The 25,615-nt window shown below is 71.7% G+C and carries 11 protein-coding genes and 1 pseudogene; 9 read left to right on the forward strand and 3 right to left on the reverse strand.

Going from position 1 to position 25,615, the window contains the following annotated elements; genetic code table 11:
* Positions 1-84: 84 nt before the first annotated feature.
* Together ACFZP7_RS30020 and ACFZP7_RS30025 are read right to left on the reverse strand one after the other, a co-directional pair.
* Positions 85-16,980 carry an SDR family NAD(P)-dependent oxidoreductase gene (locus ACFZP7_RS30020; protein ID WP_385638544.1) on the reverse strand — a complete coding sequence of 5,632 codons (16,896 nt, stop codon included), beginning with the start codon at positions 16,978-16,980 and terminating at the stop codon, positions 85-87.
* A 310-nt stretch (positions 16,981-17,290) separates the two neighbouring features.
* Positions 17,291-18,052, reverse strand: coding sequence for a thioesterase II family protein (locus tag ACFZP7_RS30025; RefSeq protein WP_385637019.1), 762 nt, complete (start codon positions 18,050-18,052; stop codon positions 17,291-17,293).
* A gap of 684 nt (positions 18,053-18,736) precedes the next feature.
* Between ACFZP7_RS30025 and ACFZP7_RS30030 the strand changes: the two genes are divergently transcribed.
* The 3 genes from ACFZP7_RS30030 (at position 18,737) to ACFZP7_RS30040 (ending at position 20,522) form a co-directional block, all read left to right on the forward strand.
* Complete coding sequence (locus tag ACFZP7_RS30030; RefSeq protein WP_127440587.1) at positions 18,737-19,099, forward strand: hypothetical protein; 363 nt, start codon at positions 18,737-18,739, stop codon at positions 19,097-19,099.
* Positions 19,096-19,755 (forward strand): nucleotidyl transferase AbiEii/AbiGii toxin family protein, encoded by a 660-nt coding sequence (locus tag ACFZP7_RS30035; protein ID WP_385637022.1) that lies wholly within the window; start codon positions 19,096-19,098, stop codon positions 19,753-19,755. The genes ACFZP7_RS30030 and ACFZP7_RS30035 overlap by 4 nt, the downstream gene beginning before the upstream one ends.
* A 362-nt stretch (positions 19,756-20,117) precedes the next feature.
* Positions 20,118-20,522 (forward strand): DUF6896 domain-containing protein, encoded by a 405-nt coding sequence (locus tag ACFZP7_RS30040; protein WP_031022379.1) that lies wholly within the window; start codon positions 20,118-20,120, stop codon positions 20,520-20,522.
* Between the two features lie 5 nt (positions 20,523-20,527).
* Here ACFZP7_RS30040 and ACFZP7_RS30045 read toward each other — a convergent pair whose 3' ends face one another.
* A complete protein-coding gene (locus ACFZP7_RS30045; RefSeq protein WP_385638546.1) occupies positions 20,528-21,052 on the reverse strand; it encodes an IS5 family transposase in 525 nt (174 codons plus the stop codon).
* Between the two features lie 566 nt (positions 21,053-21,618).
* Here ACFZP7_RS30045 and ACFZP7_RS30050 point away from each other — a divergent pair.
* From ACFZP7_RS30050 to ACFZP7_RS30075, 6 genes and pseudogenes are all read left to right on the forward strand, one after another.
* Complete coding sequence (locus tag ACFZP7_RS30050; protein WP_385637025.1) at positions 21,619-22,227, forward strand: hypothetical protein; 609 nt, start codon at positions 21,619-21,621, stop codon at positions 22,225-22,227.
* Complete coding sequence (locus tag ACFZP7_RS30055; protein ID WP_385637027.1) at positions 22,221-23,636, forward strand: hypothetical protein; 1,416 nt, start codon at positions 22,221-22,223, stop codon at positions 23,634-23,636. Before ACFZP7_RS30050 ends, ACFZP7_RS30055 begins: the two co-directional genes overlap by 7 nt.
* A gap of 165 nt (positions 23,637-23,801) precedes the next feature.
* A pseudogene (locus ACFZP7_RS30060) lies at positions 23,802-23,909 on the forward strand (transposase family protein); the annotation flags it as partial.
* Positions 23,910-24,063: 154 nt separating this feature from the next.
* Positions 24,064-24,483 (forward strand): aspartate 1-decarboxylase, encoded by a 420-nt coding sequence (gene panD, locus ACFZP7_RS30065; RefSeq protein ID WP_385637030.1) that lies wholly within the window; start codon positions 24,064-24,066, stop codon positions 24,481-24,483.
* 32 nt (positions 24,484-24,515) lie between these two features.
* Positions 24,516-24,860: a GNAT family N-acetyltransferase gene (locus tag ACFZP7_RS30070; RefSeq protein WP_019330390.1), complete on the forward strand. Its 345-nt coding sequence runs from the start codon at positions 24,516-24,518 to the stop codon at positions 24,858-24,860.
* 34 nt (positions 24,861-24,894) lie between these two features.
* Complete coding sequence (locus tag ACFZP7_RS30075) at positions 24,895-25,554, forward strand: aspartate/glutamate racemase family protein (protein ID WP_385637033.1); 660 nt, start codon at positions 24,895-24,897, stop codon at positions 25,552-25,554.
* Positions 25,555-25,615: the final 61 nt, after the last annotated feature.

The following is a 25,615-nucleotide window of genomic DNA, read 5'->3' on the forward strand; positions in this document are numbered from 1 at the left end:
GGAACCGAGCCCCGGCACCCGGAAACCGTTCGGCCCGTCACCCTCCGTGGGAGCGGTGACGGGCCGAACGGTGCGAGGGGTGACTCAGGCCTCCAGCTCACCGTCGAGCATCTCGAACAACTCGTCCGCGGTGGCCGCTGCCAGCCCCTCGTCGTCGACGGGCGGAACCGTGGTGACGCGGTGGGTATCCGCCCACTTGGCGGCCAGTGACCGCAGCCGCTGCTCGATGCGGGCCGCCTCGTCCGCATTCGCCGCCACCCCGGACAGCGCCTGCTCGATCCGCGACAAGTCCGCGTCCAACGACGTCAGATCGACGCCGACGGCCACTCCGCCGGCTGCGGCTGCCCCGGTCGTCCCGGCGGCGTGGGCCGCCGTTTCCGGCCGTTCGCCCACCATCTCGGTACGCAGGAACTCCGCCACGGCCACCACGGTCGGGCAGTCGTAGATCAGCGTGGCGGGAAGCCGCTCCCCGGTGGCACCGGAGAGCCGGTTGCGCAGTTCCAGAGCGGCCAGCGAGTCCAGCCCCATGTCCAGGAAACCGCGCTCAGCCGTCACGGCTCCGGGACCGTCGTGCCCGAGCACGGCCGCCACATGCGTCGCGACGATGTCCTGCAGCAGGCGTCCCGCGTCCTCCCAGGAAAGGTCCGCGAGCTGCTCGGCGAGCGAACGCTCGGGGAGGGGCGCGGTGGAGGCCCCGGCCGCGTCGGATCGTCCGTCCTCCGCCGTCAGGCCCCGTTCCGGGTCCGCCCCCGGCCGCGTACCGACCCGCGCCCCTTCCGGGAGCAGACCGCGCAGCAGCGCCGGCAGGTCGTCCGGCCTCGCCCGCAACGCCTCCATGTCGAACCGCACCGGGACCGGCACCGCCTCGTCCGAAGCGATCGCCGCGTCGAACAGCGACAGCCCTTCCGAAGCCGACAGTTCGCGTACGCCGAGGTGGCGGATGCGACCCGCGTCCACGGCCTGGGCGTCACCGTCACCCGCCGTCCCCTCCCACAGTCCCCAGGCGAGGGAGTGGGCGGGGAGGCCGAGGTGGTGGCGGTGGTGGGCGAGGGCGTCGAGGAAGACGTTGGCGGCGGCGTAGTTGGCCTGTCCGGCGGCGAGGATGAGTCCGCCGGCGGAGGAGTAGAGGACGAAGGCGGTGAGGGGGAGGTGACGGGTGAGTTCGTGCAGGTGCCAGGCCCCGTCGACCTTCGGCCGCAGCACCCCCTCCACCCGCTCCGGTGTCATGGCGTCCACCACACCGTTGTCCATCACTCCGGCGGCGTGGACGACCGCGGTGAGGGGGTGTTGTGCGGGGATGCGGTCGAGGAGTTCGGCGAGTGCTGCTCGGTCGCCGGTGTCGCAGGCGGTGAGGGTGACGGTGTGGGCGCCGAGGTCGGTGAGTTCGGTGCGCAGGGCGTCGGCGCCGGGGGAGTCGGGGCCGCGGCGGCTGGTGAGGAGCAGGTGCCGTACACCGTGTTCGGTCACCAGATGCCGGGCCAGTTGCGAGCCCAACAGGCCGGTCCCACCGGTGACCAGCACCGTACCGGTCGTCGGCCATTCCACGGCCGGTTCCCCGGTTGCCGTCGGCGTCGTCGTCCGTACCAGTCGAGGCACCCGGACCACGCCGTCGCGCAGCGCGATCTCGGGCTCGTCCAGGGCCGCCGCCGCAGGCAGCGCACGCAGGGACGCGGGGGAGCCGTCGGTGTCGATGATCGAGAACCTGCCGGGATTCTCCTCCTGCGCCGCCCGGACCGCACCCCAGACCGGCGCCGCGCCCAGGTCGATCGACCGGTCCGAGGCGTCCACGGACACGGCGCCGCGCGTCACGACCACCAGCCGGGACGACGCGCACCGGTCGTCGTCCAGCCAGGCACGCATCGCGGCCAGTACTTCATGGACCGACCCCCGCACCAGGGCCGGCACGGTCGCATCCTCGCCCGTGGACGCCACGGAGAGGGTGACCACCTCCGGCACCGTCCCACCGTCGCGCGTCTTCTCCCACTCGGCCAACGTCACCGTCACCGGAACCGCCGGGCCCGCGGCGGGACCCGTCCCGTCCGAGCCGGGCAGAGGCCGCCACTCGACGCGGTACAGCGGCAGCGCCGAGCCGCCCAACTGCTGAGCCGTCACGGGACGCAGGGCCAAGGAGCCCACGGTCGCCACGGGCTCGCCGTTCCGGTCGGCGATCTCCAGGGAGACTCCGCCGTTGCCCGTGCTCCGCACGCGGACCCGGAGAGCGGCGGCGCCTGTCGTGCGCAGGGAAGTGCCGGTCCAGGCGAAGGGGATCCGTGTCTCCTGATCACCGTCGGCCGGACCGTCGCCGTTCAGGAAGTCCGTCAGGTGGAGCGCCGAATCCAGCAGCGCCGGATGGATTCCGTACTCGCCCGCGTCGAGTGCTTCCTCGGGCAGTGCGATCTCTCCCAGGACAGCCCCGTCGTGCCTCCAAGCCCGCCGTACGCACCGGAACATCGGTCCGTAGTCGTACCCCTGGCCGGCCAGCTCCTCGTACAGGGTCTCCACCGGAATGGGGGTGGCATCCGCCGGCGGCCAGGCGGTGGCGTCCTCCGCGAGCGCCACTGCCTCGTGAGGGCGCGCGGGGGCCAGGACGCCCACCGCGTTCCGGGTCCACGGGGCAGTCGGGTCGTCCGCGTCCCGTGAATGGATCTCCACGCCGCGATGGTCGGAGTCGTCGGCAGCGCCAACGGTGACCTGGAGGGCGAGGGCCGTGCGGTCGGGGAGGGTGAGGGGGGCTTGGAGGGTGAGTTCGTCGAGGACGGGGGTGCCGGCGTGATGGCCGGCGTGGAGGGCCAGCTCGACCAGCGCGGTGCCGGGCAGGAGGGTGGTCCCGTGGACGGCGTGGTGACCCAGCCACGGGTGGCTGTCGACGCCGAGCCGCCCGGTGAAGGCGAGCGCACCGGTCCCGGGCAGCGTGATGGCAGCGCCGAGGAGCGGGTGGGCGGCGGGTGCCTGCCCCAGAGCCGTCGGGTCACTGGGGGCGGACGCGGTGGCGTCGAGCCAGTAGCGCTTGTGCTGGAAGGCGTAGGTGGGGAGGTCGACGGTGCGGGCACCGCGACCGGCGAAGAACGCCTGCCAGTCGACGGTGACGCCTCGGGTGTGGAGTTCGCCGAGGGTGGTCACGAGCTGGATCGCCTCGGCACGGTCGCGGCGCTGGGCCGCGAGGAACACGGCGTCGTCGCCGCAGCCGAGTCCGGCGAGGACGGCCTGGGGGCCGACCTCGACGAAGGTCCGGACGCCTTCGTCTTCCAGGGTGCGGATGCCGTCGTGGTAGCGGACGGTTCCTCGGACGTGGCGGACCCAGTACTCCGGGTCCTGGAGGTCGCCCGGCTCGGCGAGGCGGCCGGTCACGTTCGACACCACTGGGACAGCCGGCGCGTGGTAGGTCAGCTCGGCGGCGATCTTCCCGAACTCCGCCAGCATCGGCTCCATCAGGGGCGAGTGGAAGGCGTGGGAGACCTTGAGCCGGGTGGTGCGCTCGAAGTGCGCCGCCACCTCCGTGACGGCCTCCACGGCACCGGAGACGACCACGGACGCGGGACCGTTGACGGCGGCGATGTCCACACCCTCGCTCAGGTGCTTGCGGACGTCCTCTTCCGTGGCCTGTACGGCGATCATCGCCCCGCCGTCCGGCAGCGCCTCCATCAACCGCGCCCGAGCCGCCACCAGCGTCGCCGCGTCTTCCAGCGACAGCACACCCGCTACGTGGGCAGCGCTCAGTTCGCCGACGGAGTGTCCGGCCACCATGTCGGGGCGCACACCCCACGACTCCAACAGCCGGTACAGAGCCACCTCGTGGGCGAAGAGGGCCGGCTGCGTGAACCCTGTCCGGTCCAGGCCCTCGCCGTCCCACATCACCTCACGCAACGGCAGCCCCAGCGCCTCGACCACCTCGTCCAGCGCCCGCGCGAAGACCGGGAACGCGTCATACAGCTCACGCCCCATCCCGGCCCGCTGGCTGCCCTGCCCGGAGAACACGAACGCCGTCCTGCCCGCCACCGGCGTCCCACCGGAGACGACCGTGGCAAGCCCGCTCAGCAGTTCCTCGCGGTCCCGGCCCACGACGACAGCCCGGTGCTCAAACACGCTCCGGGCCGTGGCCAGCGAGAACGCCACGTCCAGCGGGGACAGGTCATCCCGCTCGGCCACGTACTCGGCCAGCCGCTCCGCCTGCGCCCGCAACGCACCCTCACCACGCGCCGACAACACCCAGGGAACGACCGGCAGCGGCGTCGCAGCTTCCTCTTCTGTCTCGTCCTGAATCGGTGCTTCTTCCAGGATGACGTGGGCGTTGGTCCCGCTGATGCCGAAGGAGGAGACAGCCGCCCGGCGGGGCCGTCCGTCGGTCTCCCATTCCCGGGCCTCGGTGAGTAGTTCCACCGCCCCTTCCGACCAGTCGACGTGCGGTGAGGGCTCGTCCACGTGCAGGGTGCGCGGCAGCACACCGTGCCGCATCGCCATCACCATCTTGATGACACCGCCCACACCCGCAGCGGCCTGTGCGTGCCCGATGTTCGACTTCAGCGACCCCAGCCACAACGGCGCACCGTCCTCCGGCCGTTCCTGCCCGTACGTGGCCAGCAGCGCCTGCGCCTCGATCGGGTCACCCAGCGTCGTCCCCGTACCGTGTGCCTCCACCGCGTCCACGTCCGCGGCGCTGAGCCCGGCAGCCGTCAACGCCTGCCGGATCACCCGCTGCTGCGACGGACCGTTCGGCGCCGTCAGCCCGTTCGACGCACCGTCCTGATTGACCGCCGAGCCCCGCACCACCGCGAGCACCCGGTGACCGTTGCGCCGCGCGTCCGACAGACGCTCGACCACCAGCACACCCACACCCTCGGACCAGCCGACACCGTCGGCGGTGGCCGAGAATGCCTTGCAGCGGCCGTCCGGGGACAGTGCCCGTTGCCTGCTGAAGTCCACGAAGGCGTCGGGCGTGGAGAGGAAGGTGACGCCACCAGCCAAAGCCATGGTGCACTCGCCGTTGCGCAGCGCCTGGGCCGCCAGGTGCAGACTGACCAGCGACGACGAGCACGCCGTGTCGACCGACACGGTGGGCCCTTCCAGGCCGAAGAGGTAGGCGAGGCGTCCGGACAGCACGCTGGCGGCGCTGCCGTTGGCGAGGTAGCCGGCCACGTCCGCAGGGACGTCGTTGCCCAGGCGGGTGGCGTAGTCGTCGTACATGACACCCGCGAAGACGCCGGTCTGACTGCCGCGGAGCGACACCGGGTCGATGCCGGCACGCTCGCACGCCTCCCAGGCGGCCTCGAGCAGCAGTCGCTGCTGCGGGTCCATCGCCAGGGCCTCGCGGGGGCTGATACCGAAGAAGTCCGGGTCGAACTCGGCGCCGTCGCGCAGGAAGCCGCCATCCCGTACGTAACTCTTGCCGTCCTCGGGTTCGGACGCGTACAGCCGGTCGGTGTCCCAGCCTCGGTCGGTGGGGAATCCGGACACGGCGTCGATGCCGTCGGCGACGAGACGCCACAGGTCCTCGGGGCTGCTGACATCGCCCGGATACCGGCAGCTCATCCCGACGATGGCGATGGGATCGTCCGCCTGGTCCGACCGCGACCGGCCGGGCCGGGCGGCCGTCCCCGCCTCGATGCCCGAGGCCGAGTCCGCGGCCGAGGCGTCCGGTGCGCCGAAAAGCTCCCGCCTCAGCAACTCGGCCACGGCCTGCGACGTCGGGTGGTCGAAGACGAGGGTGGCGGGAAGCGCCAGGCCGGTGGTGCCGCGCAGGGCGTTGCGCAGCTCGACCGCTGCCAGCGAGTCGAAGCCCAGCTCGCGGAAGGCGCGTTCCGGCTCGACCGCGTCCACGCCGTCGTGCCCGAGTACGCCGGCCACCTGACCGCGCACCAGTTCCAGCAGCTCCCGCGCGCGCTCTGCGTCGGACAGGCCGGTCAGCCGCTCGACGAGGGAGTTGCCGCCGGTGACGGAACCCGTCGAGTGTCCGGGGGCGGCGTTCGAGGCCCGAGGGACGGGCGTCCGTGACAGACCACGCAGCAGCGGTGGCAGGTCGTCTCCACGGCCCCGGAGCGCCGCAGCGTCGACTCGCACCGGAACGACCACGGCCTCGGCGGGGGACAGAGCGAGCGCGCGGTCGAACAGGGCCAGGCCCTGCTCCCGATCCAGCGCGGGCAGTCCCAGCCGGTCCATGCGGCGCAGGTCGGCCTTGTCGGGGTCGCCCATCCCGCTGCTCTCCTTCCACAGTCCCCAGGCGAGGGAGTGGGCGGGGAGGCCGAGGTGGTGGCGGTGGTGGGCGAGGGCGTCGAGGAAGACGTTGGCGGCGGCGTAGTTGGCCTGTCCGGCGGCGAGGATGAGTCCGCCGGCGGAGGAGTAGAGGACGAAGGCGGTCAGGGGGAGGTGGCGGGTGAGTTCGTGCAGATGCCATGCCCCGTCGACCTTCGGCCGCAGCACCCGTTCGGTCTGCTCCTCGGACAAGGAGGTGATCAGGCCCCCGTCCGCCACTCCGGCGGCGTGGACGATCGCGGTGAGGGGGTGTTGTGCGGGGATGCGGTCGAGGAGTTCGGCGAGTGCTGCTCGGTCGCCGGTGTCGCAGGCGGTGAGGGTGACGGTGTGGGCGCCGAGGTCGGTCAGTTCGGTGCGCAGGGCGTCGGCGCCGGGGGAGTCGGGGCCGCGGCGGCTGGTGAGGAGCAGGTGCCGTACACCGTGCTCGGTCACCAGATGCCGGGCCAGGACGGCCCCCAGGCCACCGGTGCCGCCCGTGATCAGGACCGTGCCGTCCGTCCGCCACACGGGCGCGGCCGGGGCGGTCCCGGCGGGCAGCGTGCCGGTGACCCGGGCCAGGCGGGGTACGCGGACCTGCCCCAGACGCAGCGCGGACTCGGGCTCGCCCAGGGTGAGGGCGGCGGGCAGCGCATGCGTCGAGGCGTCGGTGCCGTCGATGTCCAGGACGGCGAACCGGCCGGGATTCTCCTCGGCGGCAGCACGTACGAGACCCCACAGCGGGGCCTGCGCCAGATCGATTGCGTCCCCCTCGACGCCGCCGGTGACCGCGCCGCGTGTGAGCACGACCAAGCGGACGGCGCCGAGACGGTCCTCGGCCAGCCACGCCTGGAGCAGGGCCAGCAACTGGTGGGTGAGCGCCCGGGCACGGCCCGGCACCTCCGTGCCGTCCCCCTCGGTTTCCGGCACCGGGAACACCACGGTCCGCGGAGCCGGGCCGGCGGTGGGGTCGGCGACGGCGGCGGCCAGGGCCGACACGTCGGCGTACTGGGGCACCTGGCCGAGGCCGGGTGCCTCGCCCGAGCCGGAAGCGGCGGGCATCGGACCGGCCGCCGCCGGGGCGCCGGAGCGCAGTACGGCCCATCGCAGATCGTCGTCGGCGGGCGGCGGAGCCGTCACGGCCTGCCACTCCACCCGGTGCAGCGGGATCTCGGCAGCCTGTCCGGCGGCCTCAGAGAGCCGTTCCTGGTCGACCGGCCGTGACACCAGCTTCGACACGGTGGCCACCGGCCGTCCCTCGGCGTCGGCCATCCGCATCACGGACGCCTCGGCTCCGTCCAGACGAGTGATCCACATCCGCAGGCCGGCTGCTCCGGCCGCGTGCGGGGCCACCCCGGTCCAGGCGAACGGCAGCAGCACCGGGCCGTCGATCCCGTCCAGCAGGTCGACGTGCATGGCGGCGTCGAGCAGGGCGGGGTGCACGATGTAGTCGGCCGCCTCGGCGACGTCACCGGGTTGCAGGGCCACCTCGGCGTAGATCTCCTCGCCGTCCCGCCAAGCGGCCCGCAGCCCCTGAAACGCCGGACCGTAGGCGTAACCCCGGTCGGCCAACAGCGCGTAGGCGTCGGTGACGTCCAGGGGAGCCGCACCGGGCGGCGGCCACTGGGTGAGGTCGAACTCGGGGGCCGGCCGGAGGGGGCTGAGGAAACCGACGGCGTGAGTGATCCACGAGTCGCTGTAATCGGCGCCGGCGGCTCGGTCCTCCGGACGGGAGTGGATCTCCACGGACCTACGGCCCGCCGCGTCCGGTGCCCCCACCACAACCTGGAGGGCGGCCGCGGTGCCCTCCGGCAGCACGAGGGGCGCGTGGAGGGTCAGTTCCTCGACCACGGGGCAATCGGTGTGCTGACCGGCCTGGAGCGCCAGTTCGGCGAATCCGGTGCCGGGGAAGAGCACGGTGCCCCTCACCACGTGATCGTTGAGCCAGGGCTGGGCGTCCCCCGCGAGGCGCCCGGTGAGGACGAGCCCTCCGGTACCGGGAAGAGGCACGGCGGCACTCAGCAGAGGGTGCTCGACCAGCAGTTGACCGAGCCCGACGGGGTCGTCGTGGCCGGATGCGGTGGCGTCGATCCAGTAGCGCTTGTGCTGGAAGGCGTAGGTGGGGAGGTCGACGGTGCGGGCACCGCGACCGGCGAAGAACGCCTGCCAGTCGACGGTGACGCCTCGGGTGTGGAGTTCGCCGAGGGTGGTGACGAGTTGGCCGGTTTCGGGGCGGTCGCGGCGCTGGGACGCGAGGAAGACGGCGTCGTCGCCGCAGCCGAGTCCGGCGAGGACGGCTTGGGGGCCGACCTCGACGAAGGTGCGTACGCCTTCACCCTCCAGGGCGCGGATGCCGTCGTGGTAGCGGACGGTGCCACGGACATGGCGGACCCAGTACTCCGGGTCCTGGAGGTCGCCCGGCTCGGCGAGTCGGCCGGTCACGTTCGACACCACCGGGACAGCCGGCGCGTGGTAGGTCAGCCCGGAAGCCACCCGACGGAACTCATCGAGCATCGGCTCCATGAGCGGCGAGTGGAAGGCGTGGGAGACCTTGAGCCGGGTGGTGCGCTCGAAGTGACCGGCCACCTCCGTGACCGCCTCCAGAGCACCGGAGATGACCACGGACCGTGGCCCGTTGACAGCGGCGATGTCCACACCGTCGACCAGACGCGCCCGGACGTCCTCTTCCGTGGCCTGTACGGCGATCATCGCCCCGCCGTCCGGCAGGGCGTCCATCAACCGCGCCCGAGCCGCCACCAGGGTTGCCGCGTCGGCCAGGGACAGCACCCCGGCCACATGGGCAGCGCTCAGTTCGCCGACGGAATGCCCGGCCACCATGTCCGGTCGGACACCCCACGACTCCAACAACCTGTACAGAGCCACCTCATGGGCGAAGAGGGCCGGCTGCGTGAACCCTGTCCGGTCCAGGCCCTCGCCGTCCCACATCACCTCACGAAGGGGAAGCCCAAGAGCTTCGATCACCTCGTCCAGCGCCTGCGCAAAGACCGGGAAGGCGTCGTACAACTCACGCCCCATTCCGACACGTTGGCTGCCCTGCCCCGAGAACACGAACGCCGTCTTGCCCTGCACCGGCGTCCCACGGGAGACGACCGTGGCAAGCCCGCTCAGCAGTTCCTCGAGGTCCCGGCCTACTACGACAGCCCGGTGATCGAACGTGCTCCGGGTCGTGGCCAGCGAGAACGCCACGTCCAGCGGGGACAGTTCTTCCCCCGCTGCCACGTGCTCGGCCAGGCGGTCGGCCTGGGCCCGCAGGGCCGCCTCGTTACGTCCCGACAAGACCCACGGAATCACCGGCAGCGGCGTCGCAGCTTCCTCTTCTGCCTCTTCCCGAACCGGTGCTTCTTCCAGGATGACGTGCGCGTTCGTCCCGCTGATACCGAAGGACGAGACACCCGCCCGGCGGGGCCGCCCGTCGCTCTCCCAGGGCCGGGCCTCGGTGAGAAGTTCTACCGCCCCTTCCGACCAGTCGACGTGCGGCGACGGCTCTTCCACGTGCAGGGTGCGCGGCAGCACCCCGTGCCGCATCGCCATCACCATCTTGATGACACCGCCCACGCCCGCAGCCGCCTGCGCGTGCCCGATGTTCGACTTCAGCGACCCCAGCCACAACGGCGCACCGTCCTCCGGCCGCTCCTGCCCGTACGTGGCCAGCAGCGCCTGCGCCTCGATCGGATCACCCAGCGTCGTCCCCGTACCGTGCGCCTCCACCGCGTCCACATCCGCAGCGCTGAGCCCCGCAGCCGTCAACGCCTGCCGGATCACCCGCTGCTGTGACGGACCGTTCGGCGCCGTCAACCCGTTCGACGCACCGTCCTGATTGACCGCCGAGCCCCGCACCACCGCCAGCACCCGGTGCCCGTTGCGCCGCGCGTCCGACAGACGCTCGACCACCAGCACACCCACACCCTCGGACCAGCCGACGCCGTCGGCGGTGGCCGAGAACGACTTGCAGCGGCCGTCCGCCGACAGGCCACGCTGACGGCTGAAGTCCACGAAGGTGTCCGGGGTGGACATCACCGTCACCCCGCCCGCGAGCGCGAGCGTGCACTCTCCGCGTCGCAGCGCCTGGATCGCCCAGTGCAGTGCCACGAGCGAGGACGAGCAGGCGGTGTCCACGGTCACCGCGGGGCCTTCCAGACCCAGTGCGTAGGCGACCCGCCCGGACACGACGCTGGCCAGGCTGCCGTTGCCCAGGTAGCCGGCGACGTCCTCCGGCACGTGCCGCAGCCGGGTGCCCCAGTCGTGGTACATGACGCCGGCGAAGACACCGGTCGCGCTGCCGTGCAGGGACACCGGGTCGATGCCGGCGCGTTCCAGCGCCTCCCAGGAGGTCTCCAGCAGCAGCCGCTGCTGCGGGTCCATGGCCTGGGCCTCGCGCGGGCTGATACCGAAGAAGGCGGGGTCGAAGCCGGCGGCGTCCTCGAGGAATCCGCCCTCACGGGTGTAGGTCCGGCCGGGAGTGCCGGGCTCGGGGTCGTAGAGGTTCGCCACGTCCCAGCCGCGGTCCCCGGGGAACGCGGACACCCCGTCCCCGCCCCCGGCGACGAGGTCCCACAGCCCTTCCGGGGAGGCCGCGCCCCCCGGGTACCGGCAGCTCATCCCGACGATGACGATCGGCTCGTCGTCGGCACGCGCTGCGGCGGTCGTCGCCGTGGCGCCCGCCTCGGACGCGGTCATCGCCGCGGCTGTCCCGGGCAGCGTGTCCAGCGAAGCGCGGAGTATGTGCGCGGCGAGGGCGCGGGGAGTGGGGTGGTCGAAGACCAAGGTGGAGGGCAGGCGCAGACCGGTCGCGGCGTTGAGCAGATTGCGCAGTTCGACCGCGGCCAGGGAGTCGAAGCCGATCTCGTTGAAGGCGCGGGCGGGCTCGACGGCGGTCGCTTCCTCGTGACCGAGGACGGCGGCCACCCGGTCCCGTACCAGTTCCAGTACGTGTCCCTCCCGCTCGGGCTCGGGGAGGGCCACCAGGGCGTGCGCATACGGCAGTTCCTCCCCCGGGCCGCCGGGCCGCGCTCCGGCGGCGGGCCCGGAGCCCACCGCGTGTCCCGCCGGCTCGGCTGATCCGGCTGACCGGGCCGACGCTGCCGACCGCGTCGGCCGTGCGGGCCGCACGACGGACCGGAGCAGGGGCGGAATGCCGTCCGGACGTGCCCGTACGGCGGCCGCGTCGACGCGCACCGTCAGGGCGACCGGAGTGCCGGACGCGGCGCAGGCACGGTCGAACAGGGCCAGGCTCTCCGCCGGGGTGAGCGGCGCCAGTCCTTGGCGTTCGATGCGCCGCAGAGCGGTGGAACCGAGGGTGGTGCCCATGCCCTCACCGCCCGCCCACAGGCTCCACACGTGGGACTGTGCGGGCAGGCCCAGCGCCCGGCGGTGATGGGCGAGGGCGTCCAGGAAGGCGTTGGCGGCCGCGTAGTTCCCCTGCCCGGGAGCGTCGAGCAGGCCGGAGGTCGAGGAGACGAGGACGAACGCGGTCAGCGGCACATCGCGGGTCAGTTCGTGCAGATGCCAGGCCGCGTCGGCCTTCGGGCCCAGCACGCCGTCGACGCGGTCGGTGGTCAGGCCGGCCAGCAGGGCGTCGTCCAGGACCCCGGCCGCGTGCACCAGCCCGGTGAGCGGGTGTGCGGGGTCGATGCCGGTCAGGAGGCCGGCCAGGGAGGCCCGGTCCGCCACGTCGCAGGCGGCCACGCGGACGTGGGCGCCCAGGGTCTCCAGTTCGGCCACCAGCTCGGCGGCTCCGGGGGCGGCCCCGCCGCGGCGTCCGGCGAGCAGCAGATGGCGTACCCCGTGACGGGTCACCAGGTGGCGGGCGATCTCCCGGCCGACGCCGCCCGTTCCGCCGGTGATCAGTACGGTGCCCGTCGAGTCCCAGGCGGTCGTCGGGGCTTCGGGGTCACCGTCCGGCCCGCCGGGCACGCGCATCGCGCGCGGAACCCAGATCGCGTCCTGCCGCAACGCGATCTCCGCCTCCGGCGCCGTGGAGGCGGCCGCCGCGAGGACCCTCGCCGACGAGTGCCGCGCCGCGTCGTCGTCCACGAGCACCACCCGGTCCGGGTACTCGGCCTGGGCGGAACGCACGAGACCGCGCACGGCGGCTCCCGCCAGGTCGGTGAGTTCCTCGTCGGAGCCCACCGCCGCGGCGCCCCGGGTGACGAACACCAGTCGTGTCCCGGGGGGACGGCTCCCGGCGCGGTCCTCGTCCTTCTCGACCAGCCAGGCCCGCAGGAGCCCGAGCGCCCATCCGGTGGCGGACCGCACCCGGTCCGGGACGGTACCGCCCGCTCCGGGCTCCGCGACCGGGAGTTCGGCGAGGACCACGCCCGGCAGGCGAGCGGGTGTGTCGAGCAGAGCGGCCAGTTCGGCCGCGCCGGAGACCTCGGCCCACGTGCCCGGTGCCGACGACACGGGAACGGCCGGGCCGCGCTGCCACGTCAGGCCGTACACGGGGCGCCGGTCCGTTCCGGAGGCGGCCAGCCGTCCGGCGGGGACCGGGCGGGACACCAGCGAGGCGACCGACGCCACCGGGGCACCGGACGGGTCGGTGATCTCCAGCGCGAGGCTCCCGGACCCACCACCGATGGACCCGCCACCGATCGACCCACCGTCGGTGGACCCACCACCGGACCCCTCACCGATGGACCCGCCACCGGCAGACTCGCCGTCGCCGGAAGCGCCACCGTCCGCAGCGGTGATGCGTACCCGCACGTGCGCCGCACCCCTCGCGTGGAGCCGCACACCGGACCAGGCGAACGGGATGCCGGTCTGCGCGTCCTGCGGAAGCGTGTCGGAGGTGAGGAAGTCGGCGCTGTGCAGGGCGGCGTCCAGCAGGGCCGGGTGCAGACCGTAGGCGGACGCGTGGACGGCCGTCGCGTCGTCCAGCGCGACCTCGGCGTACACCGCGTCCGCGTGCCTCCAGACGGCCCGCACGCCCTGGAACGGCGTTCCGTAGCCGTACCCCAGGGCGGCGAGGTCGCGATAAAGGGTGGAGACGTCGACGGGGACGGCGCCGTGCGGTGGCCACACGTCGGCGTCCGGGGTCCCCACGACCACCGCGCGATCCGTGGCTTCCGTGGCCGCTTCGGCGGGGGAGAGCACGCCGGACACGTGCCGGGTCCACGCCACGTCCTCCGCGTCGTCCCCGGCGTCCCCGGCGTCCTCGGGACGGGAGTGGACGGCGAGCGAGCGGCGCCCGGTCCCGTCGGGACCGCCCACGGTCACCTGGAGCGCCACGCCACCGCGCTCGGGGACCACGAGCGGCGCCTCGATGGTCAGTTCGTCGATCGTCGGGCAACCGGTCAGCTCGCCCGCGTGCGCGGCCAGTTCCACGAAGGCGGTACCAGGAAGCACGACGGTGTCCAGAATGACGTGGTCGGCCAGCCACGGATGCGTTCGGCTGGACAGCCGCCCGGTGAGCACCAGGCCGTCCGAGCCGGGCAGCGCGACCATGGCACCCAGCAGGGGATGCTCGTCGACGGCCTGGCCGAAGCCGGTGGCGTCGCCGGTGGCGGCGGGGGCGTGCAGCCAGTAGTGCCGGTGCTGGAAGGGATACGTCGGCAGATCCACCTGCCGGAGCGGCCGGCCGGCCGAGTTCCGTTCGAGGACCGCGCCCCACCGGACGGTCCGGCCGCTCACGTGGAGCTGGGCGAGGCAGGACAGCAGTTCGGGCTCCTGCGGCCGTTCGCGACACAGCGGGGCGACCGCCAGCACGTCCTCGCCGGTCACCGACTCCTGGACCAGGCCGGTCAGGGTCCGGTCGGGACCGACCTCCACGAAGACGGTGGCACCGGCGTTCGCCAGGGCGGTCGTACCGTCGTGGAAGCGCACCGCCTCACGGGCGTGGCGTACCCAGTACTCGGGGTCGCACAGGTCACCGGCCTCCGCCTCGGCGCCGAGCACCGTGGAGACCAGCGGGATCGTGGGCGGACGGTAGTCCAGGACCTGGGCCACTCGCCGGAACTCGTCCAGCATCGGCTCCATGAGAGGGGAGTGGAAGGCGTGCGACACCCGTAGCGCGACGGTCCGGTCGAACTGCCCGGCGACCTCGGCCACGGAGTCGGCCGCGCCGGACAGCACCACCGAGGCCGGACCGTTGACGGCGGCGACACCGGCGTCCGTGCGGTCACCGAGGGCCGCGCGCACCTCCGCCTCGGAGGCCCGCACGGCCACCATGGCCCCACCCTCCGGCAGCGCCTGCATCAGCCTGCCCCGGGCGGCCACCAGCATGGCCGCGTCCTCCAGGGAGAGCACGCCCGCCACATGGGCGGCTGCCAACTCGCCGACCGAGTGGCCCGCCACCAGGTCGGGTACCACGCCCCAGTGCTCCAGCAGCCGGTACAGCGCCACCTCGAAGGCGAACAGCGCGGGCTGCGTGTACTCCGTCCGGTCCAGCAGCCGCCCACCGTCCTCCGACGGGGTGGTCTCCCACATCACCTCCCGCAGGGGGCGGTCCAGCTGCACGTCCAGGTGCCCCACGACCTCGTCCAGGGCGGAGGCGAAGACCGGGTGGCGCGCGTACAGCTCCCGCCCCATGCCGGCCCACTGGCTGCCCTGGCCGGAGAACAGGAAGGCGGTACGTCCCTCGACGGGCGCCCCGGTGACCAGGACGGAGTCCTCCGCCCCGGCCGACAGCGCGGCGAGGCCGCGCAGCGCCTCCTCCCTGCCGTACGGCAGGAGCACGGCCCGGTGCTCCAACGCGGCCCGGCCGACGGCCAGGGTGTAGCCGACGTCGCCCAGAGCGACTTCCTCGTCGCCGGGCTCCCCCCGGTCACCCTCACTCGCGGCGAGCGTGGCGCGCAGCCGCTCGGCCTGGGACCGCAGCGCCGCCCGGCTCCGGGCCGACACCACCAAGGGCACCGGTACCGGCAGGAGTTCGCCATCGGCGGCGGAATCCTCACCCCACTCCTCGCCCGACGCCTCGCCCCACTCCTCGCGCGACGCGTCACCCCACTCCTCGCGCGACGCGTCACCCCACTCCTCGCGCGACGCGTCGCCCCACTCCTCGCCAGACTCCCCAGCCTTCTCCGCGCGCGGTGCCTCGACCTGTTCCTCCCGCGGCGCCTCGTCCTGCTCCCGCGGCGCCTCCTCCACCAGAAGATGGGCGTTGGTACCGCTGATCCCGAACGACGACACACCGGCGCGCCGCGGGCGTCCCTCCGCCGTCCACGGCAGGGACTCGGTCAGCAGTTCCACCGCACCCGCCGACCAGTCCACGTGCGGGGTGGGCCGGTCCACGTGGAGCGTCCTCGGCAGGAGGCCGTGCCGCATGGCCATGACCATCTTGATCACGCCCGCGACGCCGGCCGCCGCCTGCGTGTGCCCGATGTTCGACTTGAGCGAGCCGAGCCGGAGCGGACGTTCCCCGGGCCGCCCCTGCCCGTACGTCGCCAGCAGTGCCTGGGCCTCGATCGGGTCACCGAGCGTCGTGCCCGTCCCGTGCGCCTCCACCGCGTCCACGTCGGCCGGGTCCAGGCCCGCCGCCGCCAGGGCCTGCTCGATGACCCGCTGCTGGGAGGGGCCGTTGGGCGCGGTCAGGCCGTTGGACGCACCGTCCTGGTTCACGGCCGAGCCGCGGATCACCGCGAGGACGCGACGGCCGGCACGGCGGGCGTCGGACAGCCGCATGAGGACCAGCACACCGGCGCCCTCGCCCCAGCCGGTGCCGTCGGCCGCCGCCGCGAACGGCTTGCAGATGCCGTCCGGGGCGAGCCCGCGCTGCCGACTGAAGGAGGTGAAGACGCCGGGGCTGCCGATGACGGCGACACCGCCGGCCAGGGCGAGGCCGCACTCACGCTGGCGCAGGGACTGGCAGGCGAGGTGCAGTGCCACCAGGGAGCCCGAACAGGCCGTGTCCACGGTGAGGGTCGGTCCCTCCAGGCCCAGCGTGTAGGCGGCGCGGCCGGAGACCACGCTGGGCGCGATGCCGGTGAGTAGGTAACCGTCCAGGCCGTTGGGGGCCTCGTGCAGGCGGAAGCCGTACTCCTGGGGCTCCGCGCCGATGAAGACACCCGAGCGGCTGCCGCGCAGGGAGTGCGGATCGACGCCCGCGTGCTCCAGGGCCTCCCAGCACAGCTCCAGCACCACCCGCTGCTGCGGGTCCATGGCGGAGGCCTCGCGCGGGCCGATGCCGAAGAACTCGGCGTCGAAGCCGCCCGCGCCCTCCAGGAAGGCGGCGTCGCGTACGTAACTCTTGCCGGGCGTGGCGGGGTCGGGGTCGTAGAGGTCGTCCACGTCCCAGCCGCGGTCTGTGGGCAGCGGCGACAGGGCGTGACGCTCCTCGGCCACCAGGCGCCACAGGGCGTCGGGCGAGGTCGCGCCGCCGGGGAAGCGGCAGCCGATGCCGACGATGGCGATCGGTTCGTGCGGATCGACGTCCACCGGGGCGAGAGAACCCGACCCCGCCGTCCTCGCGGCAGGGTCGTCGCCCAGCAGCCGACCGGACAGGAAGCGGGCCAGCGCGAGCGGCGTCGGATGGTCGAAGACCATGGTGACCGGGAGGTCCACCCCGGTGGCGGACACCAGCTGCGCGTGCAGTTCGACGGCGGCCAGCGAGTCGAACCCCAGCTCCTGGAACGGTAGTTCGGCCTCCACCGTGTCCACGTCACCGGGGGCCAGCGCGGCCACGACGGCAGTCGCACGGGTGCGTACGAGGTCCAGCACCAGGGCCTCACGGGCCGAGGCCGGCAGACTCCGCAACCGCCGGACCAGCGCCTCCCCGTCGCCCGGCCCCTCGCCGCCCGCCACCTCGTCAGGAATGAGATCCCTGGACTCGCTCATCCGCGCACTCCACTGTTCCGGTACGTGAGGAATTGCCGCACAGCACCGCACAGCACTCATCGCGCAGCACCGCGGTGCACACTTCTGAGGAAGGGGTCGTCAAGACGCGCCACCTCGGCGTCAGGCTAGATTCGGCTAAGGCGGCCAAACACCCCTAACCACCCCTAGGGCCGGCCGCCCGGAACAGCCCACGGAAACGACGACATGGCTGGTCAGACGGGTGATCGAGAAACAGCGCCGACCCGCCGCAGCCAGTACCTCAGCCCCGCCGCACCCGTCAGGCGTACGCCCGTACCGTGGCGGCGAGCCGCTCGATCGTCTCGGCGGCGCGAGCGGTGAGGTAGAAGTGGCCGCCCTGGAAGACATGGACGGCGAAGTCGCCGATGGTGTGCCGGCGCCAGGCGTCCGCTTCCTGGAGCGTGACCTGCTCGTCGGTGTCGCCGACGAACACCTCGACCGGGCAGTCGACGACGGCGTCGGCCGCACCGACGTACCGCTCGATGGCCCGGTAGTCGGCCCGCACGGCGGGGAGAATCGCGCTCAGCATCTCCTCGTCGTCCAACAGCCGGGTGTCGGTGCCGCTCAGCTTGCGGATCTCGGCCACCAGACCGGCGTCGTCCCGCAGGTGGACGTCTTCGGAACGCCGCTCGGAGGGAGCACGGCGCCCGGACGGGATCAGCACGGTGGGCGCCAGCCCTTCCCGCCGCATGCGCACCGCCACCTCGAAGGCCACCGTGGCGCCCATGCTGTGGCCGAAGAACGCAGGCCGCGGTTCACGGACGAGCTGGGGGCGCAGCGCCTCGAAGACCCGGTCGGCCAGCTCGCCGATGTCGGTCATCGGGGCCTCCCCGCGCCGGTCCTGGCGCCCGGGGTACTGGATCGCCAGGACCTCGATGTCGGGCCGCAGGGCACTGGACACCGGGTGGAAGAAGGACGCCGACCCGCCGGCGTGCGGAAAGCACACGACCCGCGCCTTGGGCGCCGGCGAAGGGTGATAGAGCCGGACCCAGCTCGCGCCGTCGGTGGTGGCTCCCGCCATGGCTGATTCCTCTCTGGCCGCACGATCACCGGCCATGCTGCGGACACGAGGCACCCCCGGCCAACCCCTAAGGCCCCCTACGCCCCCGCGGCGACGCTCCCGAGCGGCCCGGTGACCCGCCCTGAACCGTTTCGAACACCGCCCTTGACCGGCAGAAGCAGGCAGGGAGCAGACACATCGGGAGTTTCTCCGTGCTTCGTACCATGTTCAAGTCCAAGATCTAGCATTTGGGCGTTCTGCAGGTCAGAGGCTTGATGACCCCACTCAGGTCAGCAAACGGTCAGCATCGGGCGCGGGAGCATCCCAGCTTGCTGACCAGGTGGCCGCCATGACGGGGGACCTGGACACAGGTGCCTGGCTCCCGCTTGGGACGTTCGCTGCGTTACTCGACAGCTCGTCCGCGGCATGCGCTGGCGCCATGGGCCTCGGCTTCGGCACCGTCGTCATTTCCGATACCGAGACCGAAGCCGCAGCCGACTCCACCGCGGCGACCCTCCGCATGACCTGCTGTGTCATGATCACCCGCGCCTGTGGGCGGGCTGCCCGGGCCTGCACGGGTAGGCGATGATGCGCTAGCGCGCCCTCGCTGAGATGGTCGAGGGGAGGGCGGGCGCCCGACCCGTACGTACGACAGGCACCCCCGTATCCGCCATGCCGCCGCCTCCCAGCAGCAATACTGGATGCATGGACACGACGCTCACCGCCCCCCGCGCCGAGGTGCTGCGGGACCGCTACCGCAGCCGGCTGCCCGAGCGCTTGCAGGAGCTGACCGGCCCCGTCGAGGGCGACGTGGATCTGCCGCTCCACATCGTCTGGTCCGGGCGGACGAGCTACAGCCTGGACCGTCCAAAGTCTCGCATGACGCTCTACCGGACCGTCCTCGCCGAAGGACTGCGCGAGGACCTGATGGCCCTCCTGCACCACCGGCTGCTCACCGAGCAGTGGCCCGTGCTGCGGCGCTTGATCAGTCCCTACATCCGCGAGGTCTGGGAGGATGCCTTCCCCGAGCTGCTCCGCACTGCTCCGGCCGACACCAGCGCCGCGTGAAGCTCACTCCGCTCCACGAGCGTCTCCTCGCCGACATCCTCGACCTCGGCTCCCCCTACCCCCTGGTCCTCACCGGCGGATACGCCGTGCAGGCCCACGGTCTGGTCGAACGCTTCAGCCGTGACCTCGACGTCGCCACCGAGAACCCCGCTCCGATGCAGGAGATCGTCGCCTCACTCACAGCCGGCCTCAGCGCGCGCGGATGGCGGACCACGCACGTCCAGACAGATCCGCTCAGCGGCCGGTTTCTCGTCACCGATCCGGGCACCGGCGAGGAGTGTGAGGTCGACGTCCTCAAGGAGGCGTTCTGGGCTCCGCCTGCCCAGACCCCCTACGGCCCCGTTCTTTCCCTCGACGACGTGATCGGCACCAAGGTCCGTGCTCTCGCCGACCGCGGCACCGTCCGCGACCTCATCGACGTCCAGGCTGCCTCCCGCCACCGCTCCACCGCCGACCTCGAATCCCTGGGCCGCCGTCGCGCTCACGACGAGTTCAGCCTTGAAGACCTCCGGGACCGGCTGATCGGCGCGGACTGGTACGAGGATGAGGACTACACCGCGTACGGGCTCACCCCCCGGCAGATCGAAGAACTCAAGGCGTGGGCGCTGGAATGGGCGGAGGGCCTGGGCGCACGGATCCATGACGAGAACGCCTGAGAGGCGGTCATCGCGTCCATCTGCTCCGAGGAGACGTACCGCACCTACCGGCACGTGATGCCGGGCATGATCACCAAGGCGCGCCGGACCCTGGGCGCCGGCCTCTGGGCAGCCGCCTGATGGAAGAAACGGTGACGTCTGGCTCTTGAGGTGGGCAAGGAGAACTTCTTGAAGTCGTCGCCTTCACCCCGCTGACCTGTGCAAAGGTTTGCACGAGCTGGGCTGAATTGCGGCTTTTCGGATTGCCGGGGATTTCACGATGTCGCTGTCTTACTGATCGTTTTAGAATGCCGTCCTGCGGAGACGCTGGCGGTCCCATGGAACAATCCTTTCAGCCACGGGCTCAGGGGGGATGACGCCGTATGGAACAGGTTGGGGCTGCACGGGAGCTCGTGCTTGGTTACGTCCACGCTCTGAACGCAATTGACGAGGCCATGAGGGCGGCGATCCCCTCGCTTGAGCGACTCGCAGATGTCCTCGGCCTGGTCCGTTCGCGCCGGATCATCAGCCGGAATGGGTATGTCGGCACCTACTCCTACAAGGTTCATGGGGCAGGGTGTCGATTCGTGAGCTACGACGGCACCGAGGTCGATGTGGACTTCGCAGCCGACGGGAGCGAAGTCTTCGACCTCTGGCGGCTGCGCTTGTATGGGCTGAGCCTGCCGGAGCCTGTTGACGTCACGGACGAGGACCTGTGGACCGCAGTGCGGTCGCTGCAACCGCTTCTGACCGAGGTGCGGCCGGGGTGGTTCAGCGTAGCCAACTGATCGCTTCAGGATGAGGTTCGTAGGCGACGGAGGCGTATTAGGCTGCAGGCCAGTTCGCGCAGGCCCTGATGGAGTTCGGCACGTCGCTCGTAGCGGGTCCGGAGCCATTTCAACTGGTGCAGCCAGGCGAAGGCGCGTTCGACCACCCAGCGCACCTTGCTCAGTCCGGAGCTGTGGACGACGCCGCGTCGGGTGATCATGGGTTTGATGCCGCGCTTACACAGCAGGCGGCGGTACTTGTCGAAGTCGTAGCCCCGGTCGGCACACAGGAGCCGGGCCTTGCGGCGGGGGCGTCCCCGCAGACCCCGTATCGGCGGGACGGCGTCAAGCAGTGGCACAAGCTGGGTGACGTCGTGCCGGTTGCAGCCGGTTAGGGTGACGGCGAGCGGGGCGCCGTGGCGGTCGACGATCAGATGGTGCTTGGAGTCGGGGCGGGCGCGGTCGACGGGCGAGGGTCCAACGTGGTCCTCCCCTTTTGAGGGCCCGGACGTGCGAGCCGTCCACGGAGCGGTCGTCCAGGTCCAGCAGATCGGCGCGGCGCAGTTCGGTCAGCAGGGCAGCGTGCAGGCGCGGCCAGACGCCAGCCTCAGTTCGTTCGCGCAGCCGGCGCCAAGCCGTCACCCGGAGCAGCCCACCGTCTCCGCGGGGACATCACGCCATGCAACACCGGTCCGCAGTGCGTACATGACGTCGGCGAGTGCCACTCAGTCGGGAACGCGCAGCCGCCCGGGGTGGCGACGGCGCCGTTCGGGAGCGGGCGGCGGCAGCGGGGCCACCCGCTCCCACAGGTCGTCAGGAACGAGATCAGCGCGCACCAGGGACACCTTGCCGACCAAGATCGTCGAGCACAAGACTCGCGGCTGAACTCATTCTGAAACGATCAGTTTACACGGTCGATTTTCCCAGACACTCCGCAGGGCAGGCTGATTCTCCCCGGCAGAGGGCCATGTGGCGTGCAGACGCAGGGGGTAGGGCATGGTCCGAGTGCACCGCTCTGTGGCGCGCAGTACGCGGCGGGGCGCACGCCGCAAGCCGGTGAGCGGCTGGCCGATTTCGACCACTTGAAGCGGAAACTTTGCTGGGGCACCCTTTTCCGGTGCCAGGTGAAGAAGCGCACCTTGTAGGTGCAGAGGCTGTCCAGCGGGCGAAAAGATGGCTTGAGGGCACCATGCGCGTGGCCCAGTCGTACACCAATACGGACGGCGCTTGGGCGAAAAAACTCACCCTCCACTGGCCGCACGGCAATGAGAAGCAGTTCTCCTACGACCTCGGCGGGGTCATGCGTGGCGGAGACTGGGATGGCCAGATGTTCTGTGCCGAGATCAAATGGCGACGGAACTCAAGTGATCAAGGTACGGAGTACAAGAGCTTTCTGGCCAAGTGCTACGTCGCGCTCAGCAAGGACTATATGCTCGGTGATCACTACATGTGGATCAGCTGGGCGCCGTTCCGCGCACGCGATTGGGATGTGCTCACGGCTCCGGACACGGTCCGGGAAGCCGTTCTCGCCGAGTCGGCTCGTGCTTTGGGCACGGAAGATCCAGACGAAGCCCGGGAACTGATCAAGGACGAGATCGTCGATGAGCTGTCGGCGCGGCTCTGGATCGTGGTCATGTCTGAGAAGCAGGAGAAGCTCGTTCCGCTTGACGACTGGCGTGGAGTCGTAGCCCGCTTCTACAACAGCCAGGGGAAGACGTCATGGTGACACCAGTCGCACCCGAGATCGATCGCGCACTTGACCACCCTGACCCCCGCGAGGCCGTTGAACGGGTCAAGGACGTGGTGCAGCGCCGACTGCTTGCAGTGCATCCCTCCGCCAAGATCGTCCGAACCCCCTTCTTCAACCACACTTACGTTCCGGACCTGTTGATGAGGTGGAGGAACGGTCGCGGTGTGGCTGAACGGCGCGTCTATCTCCGGACTTCATCCGATCCGATTCTCCTCGCCAACGATGTGTTGCTGCTCGAACGAGAGCAGCAACCGCTCGTCGTGCCGCTGGGGCAGGTCGGGCAGGGCCCTTCATGGACCCGACTGGACGACATCGCGGGGGAGCGACAGACGCTCGTTCTGGACCCCTTCGGACTCGGTTCCCTGCCTCCCCACTCGACGACCCGCTCGCCGGTTGCACTGGCTTCCGACGCGATCGTCGAAGGCGGCCGCGGGATCATGAGACAGGAACAAGTGGAACAGTTCCTCGCCTCGGTGGACCTGGGAGTCGGTGCGGCCCGTGAGGGCCGGGAGGCCCCGACGCGTGCCGCCCTCACCACGCTCAGCCGTCGCACGACCCCGGGCGTGGCGCATCGGCTTGCCACTTTCATGGCCGCGATGTGGCAAGGCAGCGGCCGATCGATGACGGACTTCCCGGGTGATGTGCCGCTGCGCTCGTCCCTTGATGCCACGTCATTGAATTTGCTGCTGTCCTCGGAGGAGATCGAAGACGAAGATTTCTGGCGGCGTATCCAGCCGCTTGTGGACATCAAGCCGCTGCTCGACAGCGGCATCACGGACACCGAAAACCTGCAACACCTCATGCGTAGCGCTGTCGGTGTCTGGAAGGCCCATGTCTGCATGGTCGTCGAGGGGCGTGGGGCGGGCGGCGGTTGGCGCTGGACGGTGGACCGAGGGCGACTGGCCCTGCGAGGTCCGGATTTCGTCGCGTACATCGCCGGCAGCCGCAAGGACCTGGAGTTTCCTGAGGAGCGTGAGGTTCCGTTACTGGCGGAGGTACGTGAGCGGGCGAACAGGCACGGCATCACGCTCACGTCGATTCGCATGATGACGCCGAACCGGAGTATCGGATATGACTCGCCCGGTGAAGATGTCACCAACGACCCGCAGTTGGACGGCATCAGCGCGGCACTGGGGCAGGAGGAAGGAGTCGTGGAGGCCCTGGCCGTGACACCCGGAGGGTATGCCCTGAGGTGTAACTTCTCCACGCAGACGGCCGGCCCACCAGGCGCTCGGGCGTTGCTCATCTACGCCGATCTCTTGGGGACGGCGCTCCGCCTCCTGCGACCATTCGGCGAGGGGGACGGGGACGTGCTGCGCAGCCTGCTGGGTGGGGGCCCGGTGCAACCGGTGCAGTGGTCGCAGCCGACCCTGCCGGAGGCGTGAGCAGAGGGCGGCTGCGAGACCGGCTTCCGTCAATTGGTGGTCCGCCTTCCGGGGCACGCCCATGCATCGCAGGTGAGCCGTCCGTCTGCATGACGAACTGCACCGAAGTCCTGGCCTGAGCCACAAGAACCCGGGCGAGGCACGCTTCCGCAGGCGCCCATCACCCTGGTCTACCTGCGCGAGCACACGACCTACGCGAAGCTCGCCGCGGGTTTCCGGATCAGCGAAGGCACCGCTTACGCCAACGTACAGAGCGTGATCAAACTCCTCGCCGCAAGGGCACCGTCCCTGACACAGGCCCTGGGAAGCCATCCAGTCCGACTGGAGCGACGTTCCTCACAAACATCGGAGGGGGGTACCGGTGTAAGGTCGAGCGTGCCCTTGACCTGCACAAAGCAGGCAGGGAGCCGTCTTCCAGGAGTCCGACATGCTGCGCACCATGTTCAAGTCCAAGATCCACCGCGCCACCGTCACCCAGGCCGACCTGCACTACGTCGGTTCCGTCACCATCGACGCCGATCTGCTGGACGCCGCCGATCTACTGCCCGGCGAGCTGGTGCACATCGTGGACATCACCAACGGCGCCCGGCTCGAGACCTACGTCATCGAGGGGGAGCGGGGGTCCGGGGTGATCGGGATCAACGGGGCCGCGGCCCACCTCGTCCACCCCGGCGACCTGGTGATCATCATCAGCTACGCTCAGGTCAGCGACGCCGAGGCGCGGTCCCTGCGGCCGCGGGTCGTGCACGTGGACGGCGACAACCGTATCGTCGCCCTCGGCGCCGACCCGTCCGCACCAGTGCCGGGGTCGGACCAGGAACGCAGCCCGCAGGCCGTCTCGGCCTGACGAACCGAACTGCGCGGACGAGGAGCGTGGCCGTGAGCGACATCGAGATCCGGGACGACCGGGCGGCGGGCCGCCTGGAGGCGATCGGCGACGGCGAGGTCGTCGGCCGCATCGAGTACTTCGTGCTGGACGCCCCCGAGCGCGCCCTCGTCCCCGTGCACACCATCGTCGAGCCGGCCCACGAGGGCAAGGGCATCGCCGGTTCGCTGGCGCGCGAGCTGTACGCGCTGTCCCGGCGCGAGGGCGTCGTCGTGGCGCCGCTGTGCCCGTACGTCGTGAAGTGGGCCGAGCGTCATCCGGACGAGGCGCCCGCGGCCGACCCCGAGCTGCTGCGCGCGGCGAAGGAATGGCTCGTGGCCCACCCCGGGCGCTTCTGACGCCGACGACGACCGACTGACACGGGGGGCATGCTTGCTGGCGCTGCTGCACACCTCCGCCGTGCACGTCCCCGTCTTCGACGCCCTGCGCGACGCGGCGCACCCGGGTCTGGAACTGCGCCACCACGTCGCCGCCGAGCTGCTGGACGTGGCGCGGCGCGACGGGCCCGCGGCGGTCACCGGCGCCGTCCGGGAGGCGGTGCTGCGGGCCGTCGGCGAGGGGGCGCGGGCCGTTCTGTGCACCTGCTCGACCATCGGCCAGGTCGCCGAGGCGGTCGCCGGCGACGCCGGGGCGCCGGTGTTGCGGGTGGACCGGCCGATGGCCGCCGCGGCGGTGGTCGCGGGCTCGCGCGTCGTCGTCCTGGCCGCCCTCCGGAGCACGCTCGCGCCCACCGCCGCGCTCGTCGAGGACGAGGCCCGGCGCGCCGGGCGTGCCGTCGAGGTGCGGTCCCGCCTGGTCGACGGCGCGTGGGAGCGCTTCGAGGCCGGTGACACCGAGGGCTACCTGCGGCTGGTGGCCGACGCGGCGGACGCCGTCACCGACGCCGACGTGATCGTCCTGGCGCAGGCATCCATGGCACCGGCCGGTGAGCGGACCGGGGCCGCCGTGCCGGTGCTGGCCAGCCCCGGCCCCGGACTGGCCGCTGCGGCGGCGGCAGTGAGTACCGGACGGAGTGAGTACGGGACGGAGTGACTACCGGACGGAGTGAGGACCGGACGGCGCGGGCCCCTCGGTGAAGCCCGCCCTCGTCTTC

This window comes from Streptomyces sp. SudanB5_2050 (assembly GCF_964272335.1).
GTDB classification, from domain to species: domain Bacteria; phylum Actinomycetota; class Actinomycetes; order Streptomycetales; family Streptomycetaceae; genus Streptomyces; species Streptomyces rochei.

Bases quoted from the DNA above. Each gene is read 5' to 3' on its own strand.
- ACFZP7_RS30025 (WP_385637019.1), bottom strand. From the start codon at position 18,052: ATGGCGGGAGCCACCACCGACGGCGCGAGCTGGGTCCGGCTCTATCAC.
- ACFZP7_RS30055 (WP_385637027.1), top strand. From the start codon at position 22,221: ATGGTGACACCAGTCGCACCCGAGATCGATCGCGCACTTGACCACCCT.
- ACFZP7_RS30040 (WP_031022379.1), top strand. From the start codon at position 20,118: ATGGAACAGGTTGGGGCTGCACGGGAGCTCGTGCTTGGTTACGTCCAC.
- panD (WP_385637030.1), top strand. From the start codon at position 24,064: ATGCTGCGCACCATGTTCAAGTCCAAGATCCACCGCGCCACCGTCACC.
- ACFZP7_RS30030 (WP_127440587.1), top strand. From the start codon at position 18,737: ATGGACACGACGCTCACCGCCCCCCGCGCCGAGGTGCTGCGGGACCGC.